A 25,400-nucleotide genomic window follows, 5' to 3' on the forward strand; every position below is an offset into this window, starting at 1 on the left:
GTTGTCGTAGGGTCCGGCTCTTCGAAACACTCACGGAATAAAAAGTCCGGCAGCCAAGAGCGGCTGGCGGACGGATCAAAGCGAGACAACGGTGCTGATGGTTCTCCTCCTGGCTTTCTGGCGCTGGCTCCTGCCGGCGCCCGCCATGCAGGTCCCATGGCCCCTCTTCGGCGCCACTCCCACCGCTGCATTTGCGGTGCAGCGCCGTCGCCCACTCGCCCCCATCCTTGTGCCCTTGCGACGGTTGCTGAGCTAGCGCTCGGCACGCCCGTCTGCACTCCGGCAATTCCATTCGTTTCGAAGCGTCTGTCCGGCACCGAAGTTCGCGCCCCTTGGGCGCGCTGAGTGTTGTGAAGAACAAGGTGACGCTATGAAGCGGATGCTGATCAACGCCACGCAGGCGGAAGAACGCCGGCTGGCGATCGTGGACGGGCAGAAACTGCTCGACTACGAAATCGAAATCGAAGGGCGCGAACAGCGCAAGGGCAACATCTACAAGGCGGTCGTGACCCGCGTCGAGCCCTCGCTCGAAGCCTGTTTCGTCGACTATGGCGAGGACCGACACGGCTTCCTTCCGTTCAAGGAAATCTCCAGGCAGTACTTCGCCGCGGGCGTCTCGGTCTCCCAGGCACGCATCAACGAGGCCATCAAGGAAGGCCAGGAGCTGCTGGTCCAGGTGGAAAAGGAAGAGCGCGGCAACAAGGGCGCGGCGCTTACGACCTTCATCTCGCTGGCGGGACGCTACGTCGTCCTCATGCCCAACAACCCGCGCGGCGGCGGCGTGAGCCGGCGCATCGAGGGCGATGACCGGGCCGAGCTCAAGGAGAACATGGACCAGTTGGAGTATCCCAACGGCATGTCCATCATCGCGCGCACGGCCGGCATCGGCCGCAGCGCACCGGAACTCCAGTGGGACCTGAACTACCTGCTGAAGCTGTGGGGCGCCATCGAGGGCGCGTCCAAGGGCGTCAAGGGCGCCTACCTGATCTACCAGGAATCCAGCCTGGTGATCCGCGCGATCCGTGACTATTTCAATCACGACATCGGCGACATCCTGATCGACACCGACGACATCTACGAGCAGGCGCATCAGTTCATGGCGCACGTGATGCCGGAACATGCGGCGCGCGTGAAACGCTACCGCGACGATGCGCCGCTGTTCGCCCGCTTCCAGATCGAGCACCAGATCGAGTCGGCCTATGCACGGGAGGTCAAGCTGCCGTCCGGCGGCGTGGTCGTCATCGACCACACGGAGGCGCTGGTCTCGATCGACGTCAACTCGGCGCGCGCCATCAAAGGCGGCGACATCGAGGAGACCGCCACCCGCACCAACCTGGAAGCGGCCGACGAAGTCGCGCGCCAGATGCGCCTGCGCGACCTGGGCGGCCTGATCGTGATCGACTTCATCGACATGGAAGAGTCGAAGAACCGGCGCGAAGTGGAAAACCGCCTGCGCGATGCGTTGCGGCAGGACCGCGCCCGCGTCCAGTTCGGCTCCATCAGCAAGTTCGGCCTGATGGAGATGAGCCGCCAGCGCCTGCGCCCGGCCCTGTCCGAAGGCGCTTCCATCCCCTGCCCGCGCTGCGGCGGCCACGGCCACATCCGCGACACGGAAAGCTCCGCGCTGCAGATCCTGCGGATCATCCAGGAAGAGTCGATGAAGGACAGCACGGCCGCGGTGCACGTGCAGGTTCCGGTGGAAGTCGCTTCCTTTCTGCTGAACGAAAAGCGCGCTGAGATCGCCAAGATCGAACTGAAGCAGCGCATCAGCGTGCTGATGATCCCCAACAAGACGCTGGAAACGCCGAACTACCGGCTCGAGCGCCTGAAGCACGACGACGCGCGGCTCGACAGCCTGCGGGCGAGCTACCACATGGCCGAAGAAGTCGAGGATCCGACGGCCGTGACGCGACGCTCGCACGAGCGGACCAACAAGCAGGAGCCGCTGATCAAGGGCGTGCTGCCCGACGCTCCCGCGCCGATGCCGGTGGTCAAGCCCCCCGTGCAGGAACCCGTCGCCAAGGCCGCGCCCGCTCCGGCGCCCGTCGCGGCGGCGCACGTGCGCGTGCCGGCGCCGGCACCGGCCGAGAAGGGCTTCTTCTCCTGGCTGAAGAGCGCCTTCGGCCTGGCGCCCACTGCCGAACCGGCACCCGTGGTCGCTCCCACCCCGGAGGCGAAGAAGGAAGAGCGCCGCGAGCCGCGCGGCGAAGGCCGCGGCGAACGTGGCCGGGGCGAGCGGGGAGGAGAACGGGGCGATCGCGGCCGCGGCCGTGACCGGGACCGCCGCAACGGCGAAGGCCGTCGCGAAGGCGAACCGCGTCGCGAGCGGTCGACTGCCGAAGGTGCCGAGGGCACGCAGCAGCGTCCCGAGGGACAGCGTGATCCGCAGCAGCGCGGCGAAGGCCGGCGAGGACGAGGTGACCGTGGCGAGCGCGGTGACCGCGCCGAACGTGGTGACCGTGCCGAGCGCGGAGGGCGCGGCGAAGGCCGCGAACCGGGCGACAACCGCGAACCGCAGGAAAGCCGTGAGCGGCACGAGGCGCGCCAGCGTCGCGAAGCCGAGCGCATGGCGCGCGAAGGCGGTGAGGCGCGTGAGGAAGGCGTCGTCGCTCCCGGAGCCACTGCCCCTGAGGGCGCGGCCCCGTCGCAGCAGCAGGACCGTTCGCCGAGGGGTGAACGTAGCGAACGCGGCGAGCGCGGCCCCCGCGGCGATGGCCGCCGCGAACGTGGCGAACGTGGCGACCGCGGCGAGCGCCGCGAGCGCGGCCCGCGCGAAGCCCAGCCCCAGGAAGCCGGCGTCGAGGCGGAAGCGCTGGCTGCGGCCGGCGGCTCCGTAGGCGCCGTGACCGAGTCGGCCGATGCGCAACTGCCCCCGGGCACCAACCCGGTGCTGGAGTCGCATACGCACTTCGACGAAGCACGGGCCGATGGGGAGTCCGGTGAACGCCACGACCGCCGTTCCCGCGATCGTTATGGACGGGACCGACGCGAACGCGGCGAGCGCACCGACCGTGGCGAACGCCCGGCGGACGCCGTCGTCGTCGCCACCGGCGCAGAGGTCTCGCCGTTCGAAATGGAAGTGTTCGCCGGCCACTCGCCCATGCCGCAGGAACACCATGCCGGCGGCATGCAGGCCAATAAGGCAGTCCCCGTCGCGAGCCGTGCGGCAGAGCCGGTACCGGCGCGGGGAGTGCCCCGAGTGCAGCCCTTCCAGCTGCCGGTGGACGAGCTCAAGAACGTGGCCGAAGGCTCGGGCTTGCAATGGGTGCTGTCGGATGCGGAGAAGATCGCTGCGGCACGCGATGCGATGGCAGCGGAGCCCCGGCCGGTGCACGTCCCGCGGGAACGACCCGCGATGGTGGTGGCCGACGAAGGTCCGTTGGTGCTGGTCGAGACCCGACGCGACCTGGGCAACCTGCAGCTTCCGTTCTGACGCGAAGCAAGGCTAAAAAAAAGGCGCCCGCGGGCGCCTTTTTTCATGGGAGCCGTGTCCCGCTACTCGCCCGCCGCGCGCTTCCAGGCCAACGCCGCCGCCGTTGCGTCCTCGCGTTGCTCCGCGAGTTCCGCCAGCGCCCGCCATGCGTTTCGGTGCAGGCTCACGTTCTGCAGACCCAAGGCGGCCTGCGTGAGGAGCTGTTGCGCCTTGCCCCAGAGTTGCCGCTTCATGCAGGCCATGCCCGCCAGGTATTGCAGCGTGGCGTCGCGCGGATTGGCGCGCTGGGCGGCCTCGACGCGTGCCAGCCATGCAGCGTCGATCGAATCGAGGCCCTCTTCCAGGGCGCAGACGAGCTTGACGCGCAGCACGTCCCCCAGATCGGACTGCGATTCCCACACCGGCAGCAGCCAGTCGCGCGCGGTCCGGGCATCACCGCCCAGCGTCATCTGCCGCTGCGCCGCATGGATCGCCACCTCGGGCATCAGGCGTTCGGACGGCTCCAGCGCCGCCCACGCGCGCTGCAACTGTGCGACGTCGTACGCGCCATTGAGCAGGTCGATCGCCAGGCCGCGCACGATGCTGCGCGCTGCGATCGGTGAAAAAGCGTGGTGCTTGGCTAGCAGGCGCGCGGTCTCCAGCGCCTCGAGCGGCTGGCCCGCCTGGCGCGACGCGCGCAGGCGGGTGCGCAGCGCCACGGTGCGCCGCCCCGCGCCCTGCGGCAGGCTCTGGAGGAGGCTCATCGCCGTTTCGGGCTCGCGGTCCTCGAGTGCCCAGCGCGCAGCGCGCAGCACGGCACCATCGCGGGTTTCCTGCGCGTCGCGCGCGGAGGCCTGCTCCAAGGCCTGYCGGAGGTGATCCTCCCGCGCAGCGCGATCCTGCAGGGCATGCGCGGACTCGCCGGCCAGCAGGTGGGCGATGGCGCGCAGTTGCCCGGCATTGCCCGGCTTGTGGCCTGACGCGGTGAGCGAGCCTTCCTGGTCCAGCACCGCTTCGGCTGCCTTGCGCGAGCGGATGTAGCGGCCGGCCAGCATGTGCGAGAGCGCATCGAGCAGTGCCGCGTGCATCGCACGCTCTTTCTGCTGCGTGCGCCAGCGCAACGCCTGGCGCGGCATGTCCAGCAGGGCCGAAATCGCCCCCATGGCCGTGTGCACGACGAGAAAGGCGCCCAGCAGCAGCAAAAGCACGAGGTTCAGCGACAGGTCGATGCGGTACGGCGGCCAGAACAGCGTGACCGTGCCCTGGTTGTTGCCGGCGAACAGCGCCCCCGCCGCCGCGATCGCGAACAGGATGAGCAGCCAGAGCGCGGCGCGCATGGCCTACTTCCCCGCGGCGGCCGTGGCCAGGGCGGCGAACGTCTCTTCGACGCGCGGCAGTTCCACCGTGCGCACCTGGGCCTGCACCTGCTGCAGCTGCGTCGCCACGGCCTGCGTGCGGCGCGCCGAAGGATCGAAATACTTGTACAACGCGGCCGCGGCCGCATTCACGTCGGCCCGGGCCGCTTCGTTCTGCCGCGCGAGCAGCGACAGCCGCACGTTGAGCAGCTTCAGCTTCATGTTCTCGCGCAGGAAGAAAGCCTGCTCCGGCGCGACCAGCATCGCCTCGGGCTGGTCGATGCGGCTCACCCGGACGAGCGCCCGCGCGTCGTCCAGCACGGCATCGCGCCACCGTTCCCACCACAGCATGGCCGGCGACGTCGAGGTGGTCGCCTTGCGCGGCGCTTCGGCCAGTGCCCGGGCCGGCACGGCGTTGGCCACCGGCAGGTCGTCCACCTGGCGCACGATGTCGTCCAGCCGCGCGAGCAGCCCCGGTACGTCGGTGACGGTGGCCGAGCGGATGCGTTCGATGTCCCGCGCAATGGCGGCCCGCAGGCGCGCCAGCCGGGGCTGCGCGGCACGTGCCAGTCGCTGGTCCGCGCTGCGCAGCGCGGCGAGCAGCGGCTCGGCACTGCCGGTCAGCTGTGTCTGCTGCTGCGCCAGGCGCAGCGCCGACTCGATGTCCACCACCAGGTTCTCGTCCCGGGACCGGGACAGGCTCTGGATCAGCTCCTCCACCTGCGTGCGTTGCAGCGCGACTTCCTGCAAGCGGGATTCCAGCACCACCTGGCGCGCTGCGGCGTCGCGGGCGACATCCTGCGCCTGGCGTGCGAGAGCGCGAGCTTCGATCGCATTGGCCCCGCTGTCGGCGCTCTGGCGCGCCAGCTGTTCCTGGATGGCGGACAGCCGCTGCCAAAGCATCACGCTGGACAACAAGGCGGCGCCTGCGAGGAGCGCAAGGGCGAAGATGGTGGCGCGCGACACCGTGGCGGAGCGCACGGCGGCCACATGCTCCGGCGCGGAACTCACCGGCAGCGCGGGGGCGAGCTCGGGCGGTGGTGGCGACGGAGGCAGGGAACTCATCGGTCCGATTCTATCGACGCGATGACATCCTCGAAGGCGGGACGGCATTCGCGCACCTCGCCGAATCCCAGTGCGCGCACGGCCGCGGCGATGCGCGGGTGCGTGGCGATGGCCCGCGCCCGCGACCAATCCTGCCCCCCCAGCAGGCGCTGCAGGTTGCCCGCGGCCTCGGAACTGCTGAAGAGCCAGGTCGAGCCGTCAGTAGCCGCGCGGCGCGCCGCGTGCTGTTCCTGCGCTGTCCATTGCGGCAGTTGACGGGAGTAGGCCACGACGGTCTCCACGCGAACCCCTTGTGCGGCCAGCTGCTGCGCGAGCCAGTCGCGACCCTGGCTCCGCCCTTCGGCGTCCGCGCCCCGCACGATGAGCAGGCTGTCGCCGCCGGCCAGTTGCCCATGCACCTGGCGCCAGAGGCTTTCGGAATCGAACTGTTCCGCCGATTCGGCCGGGGCATCGATGCGGTCGGAGGGCACGCCAGCGGCCAGCAAGGCGTCGCGCGTCGCCGGCCCCGGGGCCCAGGCGCGCGCGCGGTCGAACACGGGGTTGGCGGCGAGAAAGCCGTGCACGGCATTCGCACTCACGAACATCACCGCCCTGAAACGATCCGCGTCGGTGGCCACGCGCCGAAGTGCCGGCATGTCCGCGGCTGTACCGATCGCGAGCAGCGGCAAGGCGATCGCCTCCAAGCCGCGATCTCTCAACTGCGTCGTCCAGCGCGCGGCCTCCCGGGCCGGCCGCGTGACGATGACGGCCATGCGATGCCTCAGTGGGCGCCGCCGGCACGCAGGCGCGCCGCAACCCGCTCGCCCAGCGCCGCTGCTTGCGCGGCGTCGGCGATCACCTCGGCGGCCTTGGCGCGCACCAGCACGCCCGGTCGGTCGGGGTCGCCCCAGGCCGCTTCCAGCTGCAGGTATTCGCCTTCGATGCGCGCGTGGGCCGCCAGGGGCATGGAGCAGCTGCCGCCCATGGCCCGGCTCACCGCGCGTTCGGCCGCCACGCACAGCCAGGTGGTCTGGTGCGCCAGCGGCGCCAGCGCGGAGCCGACCTCGGGCCGCTCGGAGCGCGTTTCGATCCCCAGCGCGCCCTGGCCGGCGGCCGGCAGCATCTCCGTGGTCTCGAACACAGCACGAATGCGCGAGGCGAGGCCCAGGCGCTTGAGCCCGGCGGCGGCGAGCACGATGGCGTCGTACTGGCCGTCATCGAGTTTGCGCAGCCGCGTGTCCAGGTTGCCGCGCAGCGGTTCGATCTTCAGGTCCGGCCGGAGCGCCTGGAGCAGGACGATGCGCCGCAGGCTGGAGGTGCCCACCACCGCGCCTTGCGGCAGGTCGGCAAGCCGCTCGTACCTGTTCGAAACGAAGGCGTCGCGCGGATCCTCGCGTTCCATCACGCAGGCGAGCTCGAACCCTTCCGGCAGGTCCATCGGCACGTCCTTGAGGGAGTGCACGGCGAGGTCGGCGCGGCCTTCTTCCAGCGCCACTTCGAGCTCCTTGACGAACAGTCCCTTGCCGCCGACCTTGCTCAGGGAGCGGTCCAGGATCTGGTCGCCCTTGGTCGTCATCCCGAGCAGCTCGATCTGGTGCCCCCGCTGCTCCAGCAAGGCCTTGACATGCTCGGCCTGCCAGAGGGCGAGCCGGCTTTCGCGCGTGGCGATGGTGAACTGGCTCACGTCGTAACCTGCTTGTAATCCATGTGGGAAGGTCGATGCTAGCATCCCCCCGCCCCCTCCCAACGGAAGCCAACATGCCGCCCAGTGAGCAGCCGCCCGTGCGGCGTGCCAAGGACAACGAACGACCGCTGCTCGAGGACATCCGCCTGCTCGGCCGCATCCTGGGCGACGTGATCCGCGAGCAGGAGGGCGTCGAAACCTACGAACTGGTTGAGCGCATCCGCAAGCTGTCGGTGGCGTTCCGGCGCGACGCCGACCACGAGGCGGATCGTGCGCTGAAGTCGCTTCTCAAGTCCCTGACCGGCGAGCAGGCGGTGCGCGTGATTCGCGCCTTCACCTACTTCAGCCACCTGGCCAACCTGGCGGAAGACCGGCACCACATCCGCCGCCGCGAAGTGCACGAGCGCGCGGGCGACACCCAGGAAGGCAGCATCGAGGTGGCGCTAGCGCGCCTGCGCTGGGCCGGCATCGGCTCGAAAGCGGTGGCGCAGACGCTGGCCCACAGCTATCTGTCGCCCGTGCTCACCGCGCACCCGACCGAGGTGCAGCGCAAGAGCATCCTCGATGCCGAGCGCGACCTCGCGCGCCTGCTCACCGAGCGCGACGAGATCCGCGCGCGCGCCCTGCCGCGCGATGCGTTGGCCCCGCGCGAACTCGCCGCCAACGAGGTGCAGATGCGCGCGCGGGTGCTGCAGCTGTGGCAGACCCGGCTGCTTCGCTTCACCAAGCTCACCGTCGCAGACGAGATCGAGACCTCGCTCAGCTACTACGAAGCGACCTTCCTGCGCGAAATCCCGAAGCTCTATGGGCAGCTGGAACAGGAGCTGGGACACCAGCCCGTGGCGAGCTTCCTGCGAATGGGGCAGTGGATCGGCGGCGATCGCGACGGCAACCCCAATGTGAGCGCGGACACCCTGGCGTACGCGCTGCGTCGCCAGTGCGAGGTGGCGCTGCGCTACTACCTCACCGAGCTGTTCTGGATGGGGAGCGACTTCTCCATGTCCGCCCTGCTGGTGGCGGTGACGCCCGACATGCAAGCGCTGGCCGACAGCTCTCCGGACCGGGGCGAGCACCGCATGGACGAGCCCTACCGCCGCGCCGTGACCGGCATGTATGCGCGCCTGGCCGCCACGCTCAAGGAGTTCACTGGCGGCGATGCCGCGCGCCATGCGGTGCCGCCGCAGAACCCCTACGGGAGCGCCGAAGAGTTTCTTGCCGACCTTCGCATCATCCGCGACTCGCTGCTCGCCCACCATGCCGGCGCGCTGGTGCAGCAGCGCCTGAAGCCCCTGATCCGCGCAGTGGAGGTGTTCGGCTTCCACCTGGCCACCGTGGACCTGCGCCAGAGCTCCGACCAGCACGAACTGGTCGTCGCCGAGTTGCTCAAGACCGCGCGGCTGGAAGACGACTACGCGTCGCTCGAGGAAGACGGCAAACGCGAGGTTCTCCTCCGGCTGCTGGGCGATGCCCGTCCTCTGCGGGTGCTGGGTGCGGGGTACAGCGACCTGGCGCGCAAGGAACTCGCCATCTTCGAAACCGCCGCGGCGATGCGTCTGCGCTTCGGCGCGCAGGCCATTCGCCACTACATCATCAGCCACACCGAGGCGGTGAGCGACCTGCTGGAAGTGATGCTGCTGCAGAAGGAAGTGGGGTTGCTGCAGGGCACCCTGGACGGCCCTGCCATCAGCGCGTTGATCGTGGTGCCGCTGTTCGAGACCATCCAGGACCTGCGCAATGCGGCGCCGATCATGCGGGCCTTCTACGCACTGCCCGGCATTGCCAAGCTGGTGCAGCGCTCCGGCGCCGAGCAGGACATCATGCTGGGCTACAGCGACAGCAACAAGGATGGCGGCATCTTCACCAGCAACTGGGAGCTGTACCGCGCCGAGATTGCGCTGGTGGACCTGTTCGACCAGCTCGCCAATTCGCACAACATCCAGCTGCGGCTGTTCCACGGGCGCGGCGGCACGGTGGGGCGTGGCGGCGGCCCGAGCTACCAGGCCATCCTGGCACAGCCTCCCGGCACGGTGCGCGGGCAGATCCGCCTGACCGAGCAGGGGGAGGTGATCGCCTCCAAGTACGCCAACCCGGAGATCGGGCGCCGCAATCTCGAGACGCTGGTGGCCGCCACGCTGGAGGCCACGCTGCTGCAACCCACCAAGCCGGCGCCCAAGTCCTTCCTGGAGGCCGCCGAAGCGCTCTCGCAGGCCAGCATGCACGCATACCGGGCACTCGTCTACGAAACCCCCGGCTTCGTCGACTTCTTCCTGAACGCCACGCCCATCCGCGAAATCGCCGAACTGAACATCGGCTCGCGTCCGGCTTCTCGCAAGGCGACGCAGCGCATCGAGGACCTGCGCGCGATCCCGTGGAGCTTCAGCTGGGGCCAGTGCCGGCTCACCCTGCCCGGCTGGTTCGGCTTCGGCGCCGCGGTCGAGGCCTTCCTGGCCATGGCCGACCGCAAGGAGCAGGTCGCGCTGCTGCAGCGCATGTACCGCCAGTGGCCCTTCTTCAAGGCCTTGCTGTCCAACATGGACATGGTGCTGGCCAAAAGCGACCTGGCACTGGCCTCTCGGTACGCGCAGTTGGTGCCCGACACGCGCCTGCGCAAGCGCATCTTCGGCGCGATGGAAGCCGAGTGGAAGCGCACCGTCGATGCGCTCACCCTCGTCACCGGGGAAAAGCAGCGTCTGGCATCGAACGCAGCGCTCGCCCGCTCGATCCGGCACCGCTTCCCTTACATCGACCCGCTGCACCACCTCCAGGTGGAGCTGGTGCGCCGCTGGCGCGAGGGGCAAGCGGACGAACGCGAGCGGCGCGGCATCCACCTCGCGATCAACGGAATCGCGGCGGGATTGCGCAACACCGGTTGACCTACTGGTAGAACGGCTCGACGGCGCCCTTGAGCTTGATCAGCAGCGGCTTGCCCTTGCGATCCAGGGTCTTGCCGGCCGGAACCCGGATCCAGCCTTCGCTGATGCAGTACTCCTCCACGTCGTGGCGTTCCTTGCCGTTGAAGCGGATGCCGATGTCGTGTTCGCACACGGCGGCGTCGTGGTGCGGGCTGCGGGGGTCGACGGAGAGGTGGTCCGGCAAGGGCGGCCGGGATGCAGGGTCGGTGGACGGCGTATCGGTCATGGGCGCGTATTGTCCCGGATACGGCGAGCTCAGGTGCCGAGCAGTTCGCCGATCGGGTTCAGGTGGTCGACGCGATCGCAAACGGCCTTGACGGCCATCAGGATCGGCATGCCGAGCAGCAGGCCCCAGACCCCCCAGAGCCAGCCCCAGGCGAGCACCCCGATGAAGACGGCCACCGCATTCATGCTCGTGGCTTTGCTCGTGGCCCAAGGCACCAGCACGTAGCCCTTGAGGGTGTCGATCCCCATGGATATTCCGCCCACCAGCAGCGCCATCTGAGGACTGCCGCCGAACTGGAGGAAGGCCACCAGCGCCGACGCCCCCGTCACCACGATGGGGCCAACGTAGGGAATGAGGTTCAGGATGCCGGCCGCCACGCCCCACACGGCTGCGTGGTTCAACCCCACCAGCGCAAACAAGACGCCCGTCGCCACGCCGGTTCCCACGCTGGCCAGCACCTGCACGAGCAGGTAGCGCTTCATCTGCGCATTGATTTCGTCCAGGGCCTGCACGGTGAGCTTCTTCTCGGCCAGGCCCGGCCCGGTGATCTTCACCAGCTTGCGCCGGAACGTGTCGCCGGAAGTGAGCAGGAAAAAGGTCAAACAGGCGACGATGACCAGCTGGCCAATACCGGTGGCCACGCCCAGCGTGCCCGTCCACAGGTGGTCGCGCAGGTCGAACCGCGGCTTGTCCACGATCACGTGCGGCACGCCTCGGGGGGCGACGGTTGCGCCGGTGGCAGCCGCATCCTCGGCGGCGCGCTGCAGTTCCGCGGCGGCCTGCTGCACCGAGTCCAGAGTCTTGCTGCTCGTCTTCGGACTGCGGCGCAGGGAATCGCGCACCTTGCGTGCGGCGTCCGGCAGGGTCGAAATCAGCTCGTTGGCGTCATCGGAGAGCGAGTAGACCGCCGCGCCGGTGCCTCCGAGGATTCCGAGGACCAGGATTGCGGCAGTCAGCGACCGCGGGATGCGCCAGCGCTGGCAGCCATCCACGACCGGTGACAGCGCGTAGCTGAAGACCAGGCCGATCATCAGGGGAATGAAGAAGCCGCTGGCCAGCTTGAGCACGGCGAGCACGGCGAGCACCATCAACACCCCGAGCGCCACGCTGCGGACGTTCTGGGACAGAGGAAGCAGCACCTCAGGGGGCTGACTGAGATCGTACGGTTTGCGAGGAATGTCCTCGCCGCCGCCAGCATCGGGTGAATTGGAACTCACGTTGAACCTGCCACTGCTGCGAGTCCCCTGCCCTCGTTGCTCAACTTGCCAGCGCCTCCCGCACGGCGCTCAGTTGGCGCCGCGACACGGCCAGGGATTCTTCGATCCCGTTCAGGCGCACCGCCCAGCCCTCGCCTTCCTCCGCGTCGAAGTGCTTTTCGAGCGCACGCACGGCGCGCCGGGAAACCAGCGCATTCCGGTGCACCCGCAGGAACTGCGCGCCGTGGCGGTCCTCAAGGTCGCTGAGCGAACCGTCGAGGATATAGCTTCTGGCGGCCGTGCGGACCGTGATGTACTTCAATTCCGCCTTGAAATACAGCACCTCGGTCACCGGGACGCGTTCGGTGCGACCCCGATCCTGGATCACGAGCACTTCCTGCTCGGGTTCCGGGCCGCCGGCGCGGGCCTGGCGGGCCTTTTCCACCCGGGCCAGCGCCTGCTCAAGGCGCTCCAGCCGCACAGGCTTGGTCAGGTAGTCCACCGCCTCCAGTTCGAAGGCCGTGACCGCGTGTTCAGCATAGGCCGTGACGAACACCACCACGGGCGGCTCGGGCAAGGTGCGCAGCACCTGCGCGAGCGCCAGGCCGTCGGCGCCGGGCATGTGGATGTCCAGCAAGACGCCGTCGTAGCTCTGGCGCCGCAGGTGCTCCATCGCCTGGGCGGCATTGGCCGCTTCACCCGCGACTTCGGCCGCCGGCGCCTTGCAGTCCGCCAGCAAGGTTCGCAGGCGCGAGCGCGCCAACGGCTCGTCGTCCACCAACAGCATCTTCAAGCCCATGTTTTTTCTCCGTCGCTCGTTATGCCGGAACTTCCATCCGCACCTGGTAGCGCCCATCGATGAGCGCAGTCTGGAACTGCGCCTGCATGTCATGCAGCAGCCGCAGCCGGTCCCTCACGTTGCCCAACGCCACGCCATTGCCGGGACGTCCCTGTCCGGCAGGCACGGTGTTCGTCACCTTGATCACCACGACGCTGCCCCGTTTCTGCGTCGATACCTTCACGTCGGCCCCCGTGGGGCTCGGCTCCACCCCGTGTTTGACCGCATTCTCCACCAAGGGCTGCAGGAACAACGCCGGGACCCGCGCCTTGGCGGCGTCGGGGTCGATGGCCCACTGCACCCGCAGGCGGTCGCCGAAACGGACCTGTTCGATGTCCAGGTAATGGCGCGCCACCTGCACTTCTTCGGCCAGCGTGGCGGCATCCGTCTTGGCCACGAGCACATGCCGGAACAACTCGCTGAGATCCTCCAGCAGATGTTCCGCGCGGGCCGGGTCCTCCCTGACCAGCGCGATGGCGCTGTTCAGGCTGTTGAAAAGGAAGTGCGGTCGGATGCGCGCTTGCAACTCGGCAAGCCGCGCCGCCGTCTCCGCGGGCAGGCTGCCCTTGGCACGCAGCACCAGGGTCGCCACCATGACCGCCGACAGGAGCGCCCCGGCCAGGGCGGAGGCGAGCCAGGGACTGGAACGGGGCGCCCCCACGAGGGCCAGGAGGGCGCAGCCGACCAGGCCGGCCAATGCGCCGAGCGCCACGGCGACGCCCTGTTGCCAGGCTGCCGGGAGGCGGGCGAACAGGTTCTTGCCGCCGCAGGTGATCGCCAGCCAGCCGATGGTGCCGGGCAAGGCGGCGCCGCTGAGGATCGCCACCCGCTGCAGCCACTCGATCACTCCGCCGGCGGCAAAGGTGGCGCCCACGGCCATCACGGCTTCCACGAACAGCACGGACCGCAGCACCACGCCCAGCTGGCAGGTGTCGAAAACCATGGTCGGCCGCGGTTTTGCCAGCGGCTTGGCCGACCGGGACAATTCCTGGAACGCGGATAATAGTTGCGAGTCGTCCATCAGACTGTGTGCGCGCTCAAGCGCGTCCATCGGCCCTCCTTCGGCCTTCATTATTGGTGAAGCCAAGCTCCCTGCCCATCCGCAAGCGCATCCGTGCATCCCCTATGAGTCAACTCGATCACAAGTCCGAGGCGTGGTCCGCCCTCTTCAGCGAACCCATGAGCGACCTCGTAAAACGCTACACCGCCAGTGTGTTCTTCGACAAGAGACTGTGGCAGGCCGACATCGCCGGGTCCCTGGCGCACGCAGCGATGTTGCAAAAACAGGGTGTCATTTCTGCAACGGATTTGGCGGACATCCGGCGCGGCATGGACCAGATCCGCCAGGAAATCGGCGCCGGGGCGTTCGAATGGAAGCTGGACCTGGAGGACGTCCACCTCAATATCGAGGCCAGGCTGACCCAGATCGTGGGCGACGCCGGCAAGCGCCTGCACACCGGGCGCAGCCGCAACGACCAGGTCGCCACCGACGTGCGCCTGTGGCTGCGAGGCGAGATCGACCTGATCGCCGACCTGCTGCTGGACCTGCAGAAGGCCCTGTTGACCCTCGCCGAGCACAACGTGGACGTCGTGCTTCCCGGGTTCACCCACCTGCAGGTGGCGCAGCCGGTGAGCTTCGGCCACCACATGCTGGCCTACGTCGAGATGTTCGCGCGCGACCACGAGCGCATGCTGGACGTGCGCAAGCGCGTGAACAGGCTGCCCCTCGGCGCCGCCGCCCTGGCCGGCACGACGTATCCGCTGGACCGGGAGTCCGTCGCCAGGGAGCTGGGCATGGAAGCGGTGTGCCAGAACTCCCTGGACGCGGTCAGCGACCGCGACTTCGCGATCGAGTTCGCGGCGGCCGCCTCGCTTGTGATGGTGCACGTGAGCCGCTTCTCCGAGGAGCTGATCCTGTGGATGTCGCAGAACTTCAGCTTCATCCGGATCGCCGACCGCTTCACCACCGGCTCGTCGATCATGCCCCAGAAGAAGAACCCGGACGTGCCGGAGCTCGCCCGCGGCAAGACCGGCCGCGTCGTGGGCCACCTGATGGCGCTCATCACGCTGATGAAGGGGCAACCGCTCGCCTACAACAAGGACAACCAGGAAGACAAGGAGCCCCTGTTCGACACCGTCGACACGCTCAAGGACACCTTGCGCATCTTTGCGGAAATGGCGGGCGGGATCACGGTGCAGCCGCAGGCGATGGAGCAGGCCGCGCTCAAGGGCTACGCGACGGCCACCGACCTGGCCGACTACCTGGTGAAGAAAGGCCTGCCCTTCCGCGACGCCCACGAGACCGTCGCGCACGCGGTCAAGGCCGCCGTGTCGCACAACTGCGACCTGAGCGAACTGCCGCTGGCGGTGCTGCAGCAGTTCAACGCCGCCATCGGCAAGGACGTGTACGACCACCTTTCGCTGCGCGGCTCGCTGAACGCGCGCAACACGCTGGGCGGCACGGCGCCGGCCCAGGTGCGGACGCAGATCGCGCGGCACCAGAAGCGGCTGGGCGCCTAGTCGCTGGGCGGACGTCCTCCCCGGCCCTTTGGCCGGGCGGTTGTCGTGCGTTCGATGACGCCAGGCAGCGGGCAAGGGGTTGAAGGCAATTCCGCCGCCGCCGAAATTTCTTCAGGTCGGCCGCCGGCGCGAGCCGCTACCATCTGCCGCCATACCAGAGGAGACCTGCCTTGCCCGTCATCACCAACATCGAGGACCTGCGGGTGCTTGCACAGAAGCGCGTGCCGCGGATGTTCTATGACTATGCCGACTCGGGTTCCTGGACGGAAAGCACCTACCGGGCCAACGAGGCGGACTTCGACCGCATCCTGCTGCGCCAGCGGGTGGCGGTGAACATGGAAGACCGCACCCTGCGCACCACCATGGTCGGCCAGGACGTGGCGATGCCCGTGGCCATTGCGCCGACCGGCCTCACGGGCATGCAGCATGCGGATGGCGAGATCCTCGCGGCCCGGGCGGCGCGCAACATGGGCATCCCGTTCACGCTCTCGACCATGAGCATCTGCTCGATCGAGGACATCGCCGAAGCGACCAACCGGCATCCCTTCTGGTTCCAGCTGTATGTCATGCGCGACCGTGGCTTCATCGAGGCACTGATCGACCGCGCCAAGGCCGCCAACTGTTCCGCGCTGGTGCTGACGCTCGACCTCCAGATCCTCGGACAGCGTCACAAGGACCTGAAGAACGGCCTTTCCGCGCCACCCAAGCTCACCCTGCCGAACATCCTGAACATGGCCAGCAAGCCGCGGTGGTGCATGGGCATGCTCGGCACGAGGCGCCGGCAGTTCGGCAACATCGTCGGCCACGTGAAGGGCGTGGAGAACATGGGCTCCCTGTCCGAATGGACGGCCAAGCAGTTCGATCCGCGGCTGTCCTGGAACGACGTGGAATGGATCAAGAACCGCTGGGGCGGCAAGCTGATCCTCAAGGGCGTGCAGGACGTCGAGGATGCGAAACTGGCGGCCGACTCGGGTGCCGATGCCGTCATCGTGTCCAACCACGGCGGCCGGCAGCTCGATGGAGCGCCCTCTTCCATCTCCGCGCTGCCCCACATCGTCGAAGCCGTGGGCGATCGCATCGAGGTGCACATGGACGGCGGGATTCGCTCCGGCCAGCATGTCCTGAAGGCCGTGGCCTTGGGCGCGCGCGGCACGTACATCGGCCGCGCCATGCTCTACGGACTGGGAGCGATGGGGCAGCAAGGCGTGGAGCGTGCCTTGGAGATCATCCGCAACGAGCTGGACCTTTCAATGGCCTTCTGCGGGCGCACGAACATCCAGGACGTGGACCGCGGCGTCCTGCTGCCCGGGACTTACTGAGCGAAGGCCGCGCGCCAGGCTCCGTCCATGCCGGAACTGTTGGCGGCCAGTTGCCAGCCGGCGAGGAGCGGCTCCAGCGCATGCCAGCTCGACTCCCATTCGCGCGAATCCGCGACCGCCAGCTGGTAAGGAAGGTGGAAGCGCCTCGCCAACGCATGGGGCAGCGTGTGCATCTCGGGCCGGCTGGCGACGCCCACCAGGACGGGCGGCTGCTGCATCGTCGAATAGGCCTCCAACACGCGTTCCATCAACTGCAGGTTGCGGTCCGCATCGAGCGAGAGCAGCAGGACGAAGTGCGAGTAGTCGGCCATGAAGGCCCGGGTGAGCGGCACGGTCAGTCCGTGCCGCGCCATGGCGATCACGCGCAGCACACGCCCACCCTGGTGGAAATCGACGTAATTGGTGCCGACGTCGAGGTCGTGGGCGCCGGCGAAACGGCGGTGCACGACCTCGGTGGCGTAGCGCTCCCCGAGCCAGTTGACCATGTCGAACGAACTGGTACCCGCAGCCGAGCAAACGAGCACCCGCTGGAAGCCATCGGGGTCGTAGTGGTGCATCGCACCCGGATGCTCCATCGGCGTCGACAGGCGTCTCCAGATGGCCGCAGGCGAAAACTGGCGTCCCTCGTCGACTTGCAGCTTGAGGCGGCGCACCCGCTCTTCCATGTCCGAGCCGGTCTCCTGGCACTGCACGACGGCCATCGACCAGGGTCCGCTGAGCAGGCGCGGCCCGCGACTGCGGTGCACCACGCGCAGGTCGTGGTGGCGACCATCTCCGGCGACCCGGTCCATGAGCTTCAGCAACTTCGGCCCCGGCCCTTCCTTCCACTGCACAAACCACCCCGACTGGTAGAGCAACGCGGTCGCTATGCCCGCCGGCTCGTTGTGCTTCAACGCACTGGCGCGAATCTTCTCCATCTCGGCATAGATGCTTTGCGAGATGGTGGCCTGGCTTGCGTACACGATGCGCGCAACCGCGCAATCGGTGCTCTCGGCGCCCTGGTCTGACTCCCAACGATCCATGGGCCGATGATCCCTGCCGAGAGTTCGTAACGATTTGTCATAAATCAACTGCCGGGCACGGGTTCGGCGTAATTGCACAATTCGTTCCGTGCCCAAGCTGCGTCGAATCGCCCATCTGGACATGGACGCCTTCTTCGCGTCCGTCGAATTGCTGCGTTACCCGCAGCTCAAGGGGCTGCCGGTGGTGATCGGCGGCGGGCGGCGGCGCACCGACGACATGCTGCTCCAGCGCTACGCCGATCGACCGCTGGCGCACATTCCAGTGGACGCGTTCCCGCTGCTCAAGGACTATGTGGGCCGCGGCGTGATCACCACCGCCACCTACCCCGCCCGCCAGTTCGGCGTCGGCTCGGCCATGGGCATGATGAAGGCCGCGCGGCTGTGCCCGCAGGCGATCGTCCTGCCGGTGGACTTCGACGAAGTGCGGCGCTTTTCGCGCACCTTCAAAGGCGTCATCCAGGAGATCGCGCCGGTGATGGAGGATCGCGGCATCGACGAGGTCTACGTCGACTTCACCGACGTGCCGGGCGGCCAGCGCGAAGGCGGCAGGGTGCTGGCGCGCTTGATCCAGAAATCGATCGTCCAGGCGACGGGCCTCACCTGCTCCATCGGCGTCGCGCCGAACAAGCTGATCGCCAAGATGGCCAGCGAGTTCAACAAGCCCAACGGCATCTCCATCGTGCTCGAGGAGGACGTGCAGGCGAAGATCTGGCCGCTGCCGGTGCGCAAGATCAACGGCATCGGCCCGAAGTCGGAAGCCAAGCTGCACCGCCTGCATGTGCACACCATCGGCGACATCGCCGCGCAGCCGCGGGACTGGCTGATCGACAATTTCGGCCAAGCCTACGGCGCCTGGATGCATGACGCAGCCTGGGGGCGGGACGACCGGCCGGTGGTCACGGAAAGCGAACCCGTGTCCATGAGCCGTGAGACCACCTTCGAGCGGGATCTGCACGCAGTGCGCGACCGCTCCCAGCTGGGCGCCATCTTCACCGACCTGTGCAGCCGGGTGGCCGAGGACCTCCGGCGCAAGGGCTACGTGGGGCGCACCATCGGCATCAAGCTGCGCTACGACGACTTCCGCACGGCCACCCGCGATCTGACCCTGGACCATTTCACCGCAGACGCGGCCACCATCCGGCGCGCCGCTGGCCAGTGCCTCAAACGCGTCGACCTGGGCCCCCGGCTGCGCCTGCTCGGCGTGCGCGTGGGAAAGCTGGCCCGGGTCGATGGCGACCTCCAGACGCCGGTGCTGCGCCCCGCAACGCCCCCTGTGGCCGCGGAGCAGACGCCGGACCTGTTCCAAGATGGACTGTCCGCTCGGGATGGCGGCTGACACCGGGGTACGTCCTTCGGCCGATAGACAGCGCCTTACGCGGAACTTACATTGACCTCAAGCCCTCGCGGTGGCGGGCGGCGCGAGGAGGACGTTTCATGGACCTGGACGCCTTGCAGCGAATCAAGCGGTGGCACGTGAGCCACCAGCGCGAACATCCCGTCGAATACCACGCCTGGGACGTGATGCTGACGCTTTGGATCGTTGGCTGGGTCGGATGGATTCCGGCCTTCACCTTCGATGCGCTCTGGGCCGCGCCCTTGCTGGCCCTGGCCATGTCGGCCCCCACGATCTACGTGGCCTGGCGAGCGAAGGCCCACCGGGCCCGGCGCCTGCGCTGCGACTGGATTGCCGTCCGCTGACGGCTGCTACTGCCGGGCCGTCCGGATGTTGGGCGGCAAGGCCATGGGATGGCTGGTCCTCAGTGGATTGATGTCCAGCCCGCCGCGGCGCGTGTAACGGGCATAGACCGCCAGGCGCACGGGCTTGCACTGCCGCCAGATGTCCATGAAGACCCGTTCCACGCACTGCTCGTGGAATTCGTTGTGGTTGCGAAAGCTCACCAGGTAGCGCAGCAACCCGCCCTGCTCGATCTGCGGACCCGTGTAGCGGATTTGAACGCTGCCCCAGTCCGGTTGCCCCGTGACCAGGCAGTTGCTCTTGAGCAGGTTGCTGGTCAACACCTCCTCCACCGGTTGCTCGTCGAAGGCCGCCGTCAGCAACTCCGGGGCCGGCGTGTAGCGGTCGCACTCGATGTCGAGGCGGTCGAGGCTCAGTCCGTCCAGCTCGTGCACGGGCTCCCGATCGAACACGTCGGGCATCAGGAGCCGAACCCCCACGGACGATTGGGTTGGCGCGCCACGCCATACCACCTCGCTGAGGTCGGCGCGGAGGCGGTCGCGGACTTCATCGGCGCTGCCAAAGACTGTGGCGTTGTAACTGCCGAGGTAGAGCTTGAGCGACTTGCTTTCGATGATGTTGGGGCTCTCGCACGGTACCGTGAAATGCGCGATCGCGACCTGCGGCTTCCCGCGGGGATTGAGCCAGCTCAGTTCGAAGGCCGTCCAGAGGTCGGCGCCGAAAAAAGGCGGCGCCCCGGCGATCCCGATCTCTTCGCGCTTGGGGGAGCGGGCGAGCGGGAAAAGCAGGGTGGCGTCGTACCGGTCGGGGTAGCTGACCGGCTTGCCAAGCTGGGAGCGTTCGGGAGTAGTCATGGCCCCCTTACTCGAAGCGGCGCTCGCGCAGCCACTTGGTGGCGATCCACTTCTCGCCCGCCAGCACCGGCGCGCCGCCATGCAGCGTGTGGGTGGAGGGATGCGGGCGCTCGTAGCTGAAGAACACGGCGTTGCCACGGCGCGGCGCCACTTCCATGTGGACGTCCGGGAAGACCGTTCCACCGCCTTTTTCCGGTTCGCCCAGGTACATCACCAGGGTCGCCACCCGCTGGCCACCCCGCTTCAGGATGGTGGGGGTCCCTGGCTCCGTCGGGTCGAAGTAGTCGTAGTGCGGCTTGTATTCCGCGCCCGGACCGTACTGCAGGATCTGCAGTCCCTCGCCGTTTTCCACCGGCCAGTTCACCAGCCGGGCGATGCGTTCCTCGATGCGCCGCACCACGTCGTTCTCGCCTCGCTGGAAGAACATGCCGTGGCTGGTGCGGTCGGCATTGACCTCTTCGCCGCCGGTCTTGGTCGCGACCGTCAGGGAGCGCGCGAGGCGGGGCGTGGCGAGCGCGATCAGCTGTTCGCACTCCTCATCGGACAGGAGCTTCCCGAACACCACCACGCGCGGGGCGTACATCGCCTGCAGCACCTCGACGCGCCGGTCGCCCGCGTCCAGGTACAAAGGCGACTCTTCCAGCGGTGGATCCGGCACCCGTGCCGCGGGCGGCAGTCCGTCCGCGCGGGCCTGCCCTTCCAGGTGATCGCGCAGCGTGCTCTCCATCGCCTCCACCGCGGTATCCTGGTTCCAGCCTGACGCCAGCATGGCCTTGAGCACGGACGCGGCGTCGTGCCCGGCCTGGGCCTGCTCCACGATCCACTTGCGCAACTCGGGCGTCACCTGCTGGTGCGTGGTTCCTGTCATGGTCATGGTGCCATCCTGCGCCTGAACACCAGCCGCTCGGCTTGCGAAGCGGCAGGGTCGAAGGCATAGCCTTCGAGGTTGAATTTTTCAAGATTGCGCGGGGTCTCCACCCGGCGGGTGATCGCATACCGCGCCATCAGGCCGCGCGCCTTCTTGGCGGAAAAGCTGATGACCTTCCAGCCACTTGGTCGCCACTCTTCGAATACGCAGTCGATCACCCTGGACTTCAGCGCCCGGCGATCCACCGCACGGGAATACTCCTGGGATGCCAGGTTCACCACCACCGGCGTCTTGTCCGCGGCCAGGGCCTGGTTGAGGTTCTCGGCGATGCGGCTGCCCCAGTACTGGTACAGGTTGGCGGCAGGACCGACTTGGAGGGAGGTCCCCATTTCCAGGCGGTAGGGCTGCATCCAGTCGAGCGGACGCAGCACACCGTACAGGCCGCTCAGCATGCGCAGATGCTGCTGCGCCCATTCCAGGTCGGCCGGTTTCAGCTGCCGCGCCTGGAGGCCGTCGTAGACGTCCCCGTCGAAGGCCAGGATGGCTTGCCTGGCATTGCGTCCGGTGAACTTGGGCGTCCACGCCTGGTAGCGGGCGACATTGAGCGCGGCCAAGGGGTCGCTGATGTCCAGCATCGAAGCCAGTTCCTGCGGCGATTTGCGGCGCAGCACCTCGATCAGGCGCGAGGCATCGTGGACGAAGGCGGGCAGCGTGTGGGGAAGGTCCGGCAACGGCGATTCGTAGTCCAGGGTCTTGGCCGGAGAGAGCAGGAACAGCATGGGGGGCCGATTCTAGGAGCGCCAGGCACGGCCGCCGAGCCATTGGGCGCTGGCGATCGCGACCAGCATGCCCGCATAGGTGAGCATCTTTCCGTCGCGGCCGAACAGCACCAAGCCTCCCACCAGGGCCGCAGCGCCCGCGAGGAAGTTGAGGGAAACTGGCAACCACCAGCGCTTGGGCTGGTTGTTGCGCGGAAGCACCACCCGGCCGGCCAGTGCCACGAGGACGGCGACCGCGAAGGACGGGGCGAAAAAGCTCAGCAGGTGAATGGAGAAGTCGATGGGGCCCACGGGACAGCAGTTGATCTAGAACAAGTGGGATTGATCTACCCTAAGTACTTGATCTGGATCGAATTTTATAATTCGGCGCATGGCAGTCTGGGCCCTGGGCATTAACCATACGACAGCACCGCTGGATTTGCGGGGCCGTTTTGCCTTCGCCATCGACCAGATCGCGCCCACGCTGCACGCCTTGCGCGACAGCGTCGGCTCGCGGATCGGCCGCGCGCCTGAGGCGGCCATCCTCTCGACCTGCAACCGCACCGAGATCTATTGCGCGGGCGCGCAACACGACATCGACAGCACGGTCGACTGGCTGGCCCACTCGGGCGGCGTCAATGCAGGCCTGCTGCGCAGCCACTCCTACATGCTGCAGGACGCAGGGGTCGCCCGCCACGCCTTCCGCGTTGCAAGCGGACTGGACTCGATGGTCCTGGGCGAGGCCCAGATCCTCGGCCAGCTGAAGGACGCCGTGCGCGTCGCGGACGAGGCCGGTGCGCTGGGCACCACGCTGAACCAGCTGTTCCAGCGCTCGTTTGCGGTTGCCAAGGAAGTCCGCACTTCCACCGAGATCGGAGCGCATTCGATCAGCATGTCGGCTGCGGCCGTCAGGCTGGCCGGGCAGTTGTTCGAGGATCTCGGCAAAGTGAAGGTGCTGTTCGTCGGCGCCGGCGAGATGATCGAGCTGGCAGCCACGCACTTCGCCGCCAAGAGCCCGAAGGCGATCGCCGTCGCGAACCGGACACTGGAGCGCGGCGAGAAACTCGCCAGCCGCTTCGGTGGGGAAGTGATGCGCCTGGCGGACCTGCCTTCGCGCCTGCATGAATTCGACGTGGTGGTGAGCTCCACCGCCAGCCAGCTGCCCATCATCGGCCTCGGGGCCGTGGAGCGCGCCCTCAAGGCCCGCAAGCACCGCCCCATGTTCATGGTGGACCTCGCCGTGCCCCGCGACATCGAGCAGGAAGTCAAGGCACTGGAAGACGTCTACCTGTACACCGTGGACGACCTGGCGCATGTGGTCCAGGCCGGCCACGCGAACCGGCAAGCCGCGGTGGCTCAGGCCGAAGCGATCATCGACGCCGGCGTGCAGAGCTTCGTGCACTGGATGGACCAGCGCCACGTGGTGCCGCTGATCCAGCAGCTCAACCTCCAGGCAGACGAGTGGCGTGCGGTCGAACTCGCACGGGCCCGCAAGCTGCTCGCCAAAGGCGAAGACGTGGATGCCGTGCTGGAAGCCCTCTCGCGCGGCCTCACCCAGAAGATGCTGCACGGCGCGATGGCCGAACTGCGGGCCGGCGACACCGAATCCCGCCAGCGCGCCAGCGCGGCGATCGAGCACTTCTTCCTGCGCAAAGAGCGTTAGCGCCGCACACGTCATGCCGGGTCGGTCCCGGCATCCTGACGTGTCGGCCCGCCACGATGGAATGCGGGTCCAGCCCGCAACGAGACCTTCCACCGTGAAACCTTTCCTCCGCCAGCAACTCGAGCGCTTTCCCGTCCGCCTCCAGGAACTGGATTTCTATCTGTCGCAGCCCGAGGTGGTGAACGACATGGCGCGCTTTCGCGAGCTGACGCGCGAGCACGCTGAGGTCACCGAAGTCAACGGCGTCTTCCAGCGCTTCCAGCAGCGCGAGCGCGACCTGGCGCAGGCGCGCGAGATGGTCGAAGACCCCGAGATGGCGGAGATGGCGAAGGAAGAAATGGCCGCCATCGCAGAGGAACTGCCTTCCCTGGAGAATATGCTGCAGGGGCTGCTGCTGCCCAAGGATCCCGACGACGTGCGCAACGCCTTCCTCGAGATTCGGGCGGGCACCGGCGGCGACGAATCGGCGCTGTTTGCAGGCGACCTGCTGCGCATGTACACGCGCTATGCGGAGCGGCAGGGCTGGCGCACCGAGATCGTGAGCGAGAGCGAAGGCGAGGTCGGCGGCTACAAGGAGGTGGTGATCCGCGTCGTTGGCGACGCCGCCTACGGCAAGCTCAAGTTCGAGTCGGGCGGCCATCGCGTGCAGCGAGTGCCGGCCACCGAGAACCAGGGACGCATTCACACAAGCGCCTGCACGGTGGCGGCGCTGCCGGAGCCGGACGAGGCCGTGGCGGTGCAGATCAACCCTGCCGACTTGCGCATCGACACCTACCGGGCATCCGGTGCCGGCGGTCAGCACGTCAACAAGACCGACTCCGCCGTGCGCATCACGCACCTCCCCACCGGCATCGTCGCCGAATGCCAGGACGACCGTTCCCAGCACCGCAACAAGGCGAAGGCCATGCAGGTGCTCGCCGCGCGCATCCAGGAGAAGGAGCGCTCCGAGCGGGCGGCGAAGGAAGCGGCGACGCGCAAGGGCCTGATCGGCAGCGGCGACCGCTCGGACCGCATCCGGACCTACAACTTCCCGCAGGGACGCATGACCGACCACCGGATCAACCTGACCTTGTACAAGTTGGGCGCCGTCATGGAAGGCGACCTGGACGAGGTGATCCAGGCCCTGCTGCTCGCGCGCCGCGCGGAGCAGCTGGAAGAGCTCGAGGTCGGCATGGGCGCCGCACGGGCGTGACTCTCTCGCAGGCGCTGTCGGAAGCCGCCGCGCAGGGCGTCGCGCGGCTGGACGCGCAGTTGCTGCTGCTGTACGTCCTCGGGCGCGGAGGTCGCGAGCGCGCCTGGCTGATCGCGCACGACGAAGACGATCTGGGAGCCGAGCACCGAGAAAGCTTTCTCGCTTTGTGCAAGAGGCGAGTTGCCGGCGAGCCGCTGGCCTATCTCACCGGCGAAAAGGAATTCTTCGGCCTGCCCCTGCAAGTGGACGCACGGGTGCTGGTTCCCAGGCCGGACACGGAGACCGTGGTGGAGTGGGCGTTGCAGGTGCTGGATGATGGGCCCGCGCCCCGTGTGCTCGACCTGGGCACCGGCAGTGGCGCCATTGCACTGGCGATCCAGTCCGCCCGGCCCGATGCGCAGGTGGAGGCGGTGGATCGCAGCAGCGACGCCCTCGAGGTGGCGAGCGCCAATGCCCGCCGACTGGACCTGCCGGTGCGCTTTCGCCAGGCCAGCTGGCTGCAGGGCGCCGGCCGCTACCAGCTCATCGTGAGCAACCCGCCCTACATTGCCGAGTCAGACGCCCACCTGCCCGCCCTGGAACACGAGCCGCGCGAGGCTCTGGTCGCGGGGAGGGACGGCCTTGCCGACCTGCGCGCCATCATCGACGAAGCGTCGTCCCATCTGGAGCCCGGAGGCTGGCTGCTGCTGGAGCATGGATGGGACCAGGCCGACGCCGTGCGGGGCTTGTTAGAGGGCTCGGGCTTTGCTTCGGTGATCAGCCGCAAGGACCTGGCCGGCATCGAACGCTGCTCCGGCGGCCGCTGGCTTGAACTGGGATAATCCGGCGCCAGATATCCGAA

At 68.1% G+C, this 25,400-nt stretch carries 22 protein-coding genes; 9 read left to right on the top strand and 13 right to left on the bottom strand.

Features of this window, described 5'->3' with window-relative positions; genetic code table 11:
• Positions 1-370 precede the first annotated feature (370 nt).
• Entirely contained in the window at positions 371-3,433 is a 3,063-nt protein-coding gene (locus tag AC1DSA_RS16790; protein ID WP_477891193.1) for an Rne/Rng family ribonuclease, read from the top strand.
• Between the two features lie 62 nt (positions 3,434-3,495).
• On the opposite strand, the gene AC1DSA_RS16795 is transcribed toward AC1DSA_RS16790, so the two are convergent.
• The 4 genes from AC1DSA_RS16795 to hemC are packed head-to-tail and all read right to left on the bottom strand — an operon-like array spanning position 3,496 to position 7,495.
• Positions 3,496-4,749 carry a heme biosynthesis HemY N-terminal domain-containing protein gene (locus AC1DSA_RS16795; RefSeq protein ID WP_477891195.1) on the bottom strand — a complete coding sequence of 418 codons (1,254 nt, stop codon included), beginning with the start codon at positions 4,747-4,749 and terminating at the stop codon, positions 3,496-3,498.
• A 3-nt stretch (positions 4,750-4,752) separates the two neighbouring features.
• Complete coding sequence (locus tag AC1DSA_RS16800) at positions 4,753-5,832, bottom strand: uroporphyrinogen-III C-methyltransferase (RefSeq protein ID WP_477891197.1); 1,080 nt, start codon at positions 5,830-5,832, stop codon at positions 4,753-4,755.
• Positions 5,829-6,584 carry a uroporphyrinogen-III synthase gene (locus AC1DSA_RS16805; protein ID WP_477891199.1) on the bottom strand — a complete coding sequence of 252 codons (756 nt, stop codon included), beginning with the start codon at positions 6,582-6,584 and terminating at the stop codon, positions 5,829-5,831. The genes AC1DSA_RS16800 and AC1DSA_RS16805 overlap by 4 nt, the downstream gene beginning before the upstream one ends.
• 8 nt (positions 6,585-6,592) lie before the next feature.
• Positions 6,593-7,495, bottom strand: a complete 903-nt coding sequence (gene hemC / locus AC1DSA_RS16810; protein ID WP_477891201.1) for a hydroxymethylbilane synthase — start codon at positions 7,493-7,495, stop codon at positions 6,593-6,595.
• Positions 7,496-7,569: 74 nt separating this feature from the next.
• Here hemC and ppc point away from each other — a divergent pair, with 74 nt between their 5' ends.
• On the top strand, positions 7,570-10,368 hold the full coding sequence (gene ppc, locus AC1DSA_RS16815; RefSeq protein ID WP_477891203.1) for a phosphoenolpyruvate carboxylase: 2,799 nt from the start codon (positions 7,570-7,572) through the stop codon (positions 10,366-10,368).
• Between the two features lies 1 nt (position 10,369).
• Here the strand turns inward: ppc and AC1DSA_RS16820 are convergent, their stop codons facing one another.
• The 4 genes from AC1DSA_RS16820 to AC1DSA_RS16835 form a co-directional block, all read right to left on the bottom strand.
• Entirely contained in the window at positions 10,370-10,633 is a 264-nt protein-coding gene (locus AC1DSA_RS16820; protein ID WP_477891205.1) for a DUF3297 family protein, read from the bottom strand.
• A gap of 29 nt (positions 10,634-10,662) precedes the next feature.
• Positions 10,663-11,772, bottom strand: coding sequence for an AI-2E family transporter (locus tag AC1DSA_RS16825; protein WP_477891207.1), 1,110 nt, complete (start codon positions 11,770-11,772; stop codon positions 10,663-10,665).
• 118 nt (positions 11,773-11,890) lie between these two features.
• Positions 11,891-12,628, bottom strand: a complete 738-nt coding sequence (locus AC1DSA_RS16830) for a LytR/AlgR family response regulator transcription factor (RefSeq protein ID WP_477891209.1) — start codon at positions 12,626-12,628, stop codon at positions 11,891-11,893.
• 19 nt (positions 12,629-12,647) lie between these two features.
• Complete coding sequence (locus AC1DSA_RS16835; RefSeq protein WP_477891211.1) at positions 12,648-13,718, bottom strand: sensor histidine kinase; 1,071 nt, start codon at positions 13,716-13,718, stop codon at positions 12,648-12,650.
• Positions 13,719-13,792: 74 nt separating this feature from the next.
• Between AC1DSA_RS16835 and argH the strand changes: the two genes are divergently transcribed.
• Positions 13,793-15,187 carry an argininosuccinate lyase gene (argH, locus tag AC1DSA_RS16840; protein ID WP_477891213.1) on the top strand — a complete coding sequence of 465 codons (1,395 nt, stop codon included), beginning with the start codon at positions 13,793-13,795 and terminating at the stop codon, positions 15,185-15,187.
• Between the two features lie 170 nt (positions 15,188-15,357).
• Positions 15,358-16,506, top strand: a complete 1,149-nt coding sequence (locus AC1DSA_RS16845) for an alpha-hydroxy acid oxidase (RefSeq protein WP_477891215.1) — start codon at positions 15,358-15,360, stop codon at positions 16,504-16,506.
• Here the strand turns inward: AC1DSA_RS16845 and AC1DSA_RS16850 are convergent.
• A complete protein-coding gene (locus AC1DSA_RS16850) occupies positions 16,500-17,528 on the bottom strand; it encodes a BLUF domain-containing protein (RefSeq protein ID WP_477891217.1) in 1,029 nt (342 codons plus the stop codon). The two genes, AC1DSA_RS16845 and AC1DSA_RS16850, sit on opposite strands and share 7 nt — an antisense overlap.
• Before the next feature lie 121 nt (positions 17,529-17,649).
• Between AC1DSA_RS16850 and AC1DSA_RS16855 the strand changes: the two genes are divergently transcribed.
• Together AC1DSA_RS16855 and AC1DSA_RS16860 are read left to right on the top strand one after the other, a co-directional pair.
• Positions 17,650-18,864: a Y-family DNA polymerase gene (locus tag AC1DSA_RS16855; protein ID WP_477891403.1), complete on the top strand. Its 1,215-nt coding sequence runs from the start codon at positions 17,650-17,652 to the stop codon at positions 18,862-18,864.
• A gap of 98 nt (positions 18,865-18,962) precedes the next feature.
• Positions 18,963-19,226, top strand: a complete 264-nt coding sequence (locus AC1DSA_RS16860) for a hypothetical protein (RefSeq protein ID WP_477891219.1) — start codon at positions 18,963-18,965, stop codon at positions 19,224-19,226.
• Between the two features lie 6 nt (positions 19,227-19,232).
• Here AC1DSA_RS16860 and queF read toward each other — a convergent pair whose 3' ends face one another.
• Genes queF through AC1DSA_RS16880 form a run of 4 tightly spaced genes read right to left on the bottom strand, consistent with a single transcriptional unit; the run spans position 19,233 to position 22,016 of the window.
• Positions 19,233-20,078, bottom strand: a complete 846-nt coding sequence (queF, locus tag AC1DSA_RS16865) for an NADPH-dependent 7-cyano-7-deazaguanine reductase QueF (RefSeq protein WP_477891221.1) — start codon at positions 20,076-20,078, stop codon at positions 19,233-19,235.
• A 7-nt stretch (positions 20,079-20,085) separates the two neighbouring features.
• Positions 20,086-20,946 (bottom strand): 2OG-Fe(II) oxygenase, encoded by an 861-nt coding sequence (locus AC1DSA_RS16870; protein ID WP_477891405.1) that lies wholly within the window; start codon positions 20,944-20,946, stop codon positions 20,086-20,088.
• A gap of 2 nt (positions 20,947-20,948) precedes the next feature.
• Positions 20,949-21,725 carry a peroxide stress protein YaaA gene (yaaA, locus tag AC1DSA_RS16875; RefSeq protein ID WP_477891223.1) on the bottom strand — a complete coding sequence of 259 codons (777 nt, stop codon included), beginning with the start codon at positions 21,723-21,725 and terminating at the stop codon, positions 20,949-20,951.
• Positions 21,726-21,737: 12 nt separating this feature from the next.
• Entirely contained in the window at positions 21,738-22,016 is a 279-nt protein-coding gene (locus AC1DSA_RS16880) for a hypothetical protein (protein ID WP_477891225.1), read from the bottom strand.
• A gap of 79 nt (positions 22,017-22,095) precedes the next feature.
• Here AC1DSA_RS16880 and hemA point away from each other — a divergent pair, with 79 nt between their 5' ends.
• The 3 genes from hemA (at position 22,096) to prmC (ending at position 25,380) form a co-directional block, all read left to right on the top strand.
• Positions 22,096-23,367 (top strand): glutamyl-tRNA reductase, encoded by a 1,272-nt coding sequence (gene hemA, locus AC1DSA_RS16885; protein WP_477891227.1) that lies wholly within the window; start codon positions 22,096-22,098, stop codon positions 23,365-23,367.
• 94 nt (positions 23,368-23,461) lie between these two features.
• A complete protein-coding gene (prfA, locus tag AC1DSA_RS16890; protein ID WP_477891229.1) occupies positions 23,462-24,559 on the top strand; it encodes a peptide chain release factor 1 in 1,098 nt (365 codons plus the stop codon).
• Entirely contained in the window at positions 24,556-25,380 is an 825-nt protein-coding gene (gene prmC, locus AC1DSA_RS16895) for a peptide chain release factor N(5)-glutamine methyltransferase (RefSeq protein WP_477891231.1), read from the top strand. The genes prfA and prmC overlap by 4 nt, the downstream gene beginning before the upstream one ends.
• Positions 25,381-25,400 lie beyond the last annotated feature (20 nt).

The organism is Ramlibacter sp. P4_H7, assembly GCF_056400765.1.

Coding starts and splice junctions, on each gene's coding strand:
- AC1DSA_RS16790 (WP_477891193.1), top strand. CDS start 371: ATGAAGCGGATGCTGATCAACGCCACGCAGGCGGAAGAACGCCGGCTG.
- AC1DSA_RS16800 (WP_477891197.1), bottom strand. CDS start 5,832: ATGAGTTCCCTGCCTCCGTCGCCACCACCGCCCGAGCTCGCCCCCGCG.
- AC1DSA_RS16805 (WP_477891199.1), bottom strand. CDS start 6,584: ATGGCCGTCATCGTCACGCGGCCGGCCCGGGAGGCCGCGCGCTGGACG.
- ppc (WP_477891203.1), top strand. CDS start 7,570: ATGCCGCCCAGTGAGCAGCCGCCCGTGCGGCGTGCCAAGGACAACGAA.
- AC1DSA_RS16820 (WP_477891205.1), bottom strand. CDS start 10,633: ATGACCGATACGCCGTCCACCGACCCTGCATCCCGGCCGCCCTTGCCG.
- AC1DSA_RS16830 (WP_477891209.1), bottom strand. CDS start 12,628: ATGGGCTTGAAGATGCTGTTGGTGGACGACGAGCCGTTGGCGCGCTCG.
- AC1DSA_RS16835 (WP_477891211.1), bottom strand. CDS start 13,718: ATGGACGCGCTTGAGCGCGCACACAGTCTGATGGACGACTCGCAACTA.
- argH (WP_477891213.1), top strand. CDS start 13,793: ATGAGTCAACTCGATCACAAGTCCGAGGCGTGGTCCGCCCTCTTCAGC.
- AC1DSA_RS16850 (WP_477891217.1), bottom strand. CDS start 17,528: ATGGATCGTTGGGAGTCAGACCAGGGCGCCGAGAGCACCGATTGCGCG.
- AC1DSA_RS16855 (WP_477891403.1), top strand. CDS start 17,650: ATGGACGCCTTCTTCGCGTCCGTCGAATTGCTGCGTTACCCGCAGCTC.
- AC1DSA_RS16860 (WP_477891219.1), top strand. CDS start 18,963: ATGGACCTGGACGCCTTGCAGCGAATCAAGCGGTGGCACGTGAGCCAC.
- queF (WP_477891221.1), bottom strand. CDS start 20,078: ATGACTACTCCCGAACGCTCCCAGCTTGGCAAGCCGGTCAGCTACCCC.
- AC1DSA_RS16870 (WP_477891405.1), bottom strand. CDS start 20,946: ATGACAGGAACCACGCACCAGCAGGTGACGCCCGAGTTGCGCAAGTGG.
- yaaA (WP_477891223.1), bottom strand. CDS start 21,725: ATGCTGTTCCTGCTCTCTCCGGCCAAGACCCTGGACTACGAATCGCCG.
- hemA (WP_477891227.1), top strand. CDS start 22,096: ATGGCAGTCTGGGCCCTGGGCATTAACCATACGACAGCACCGCTGGAT.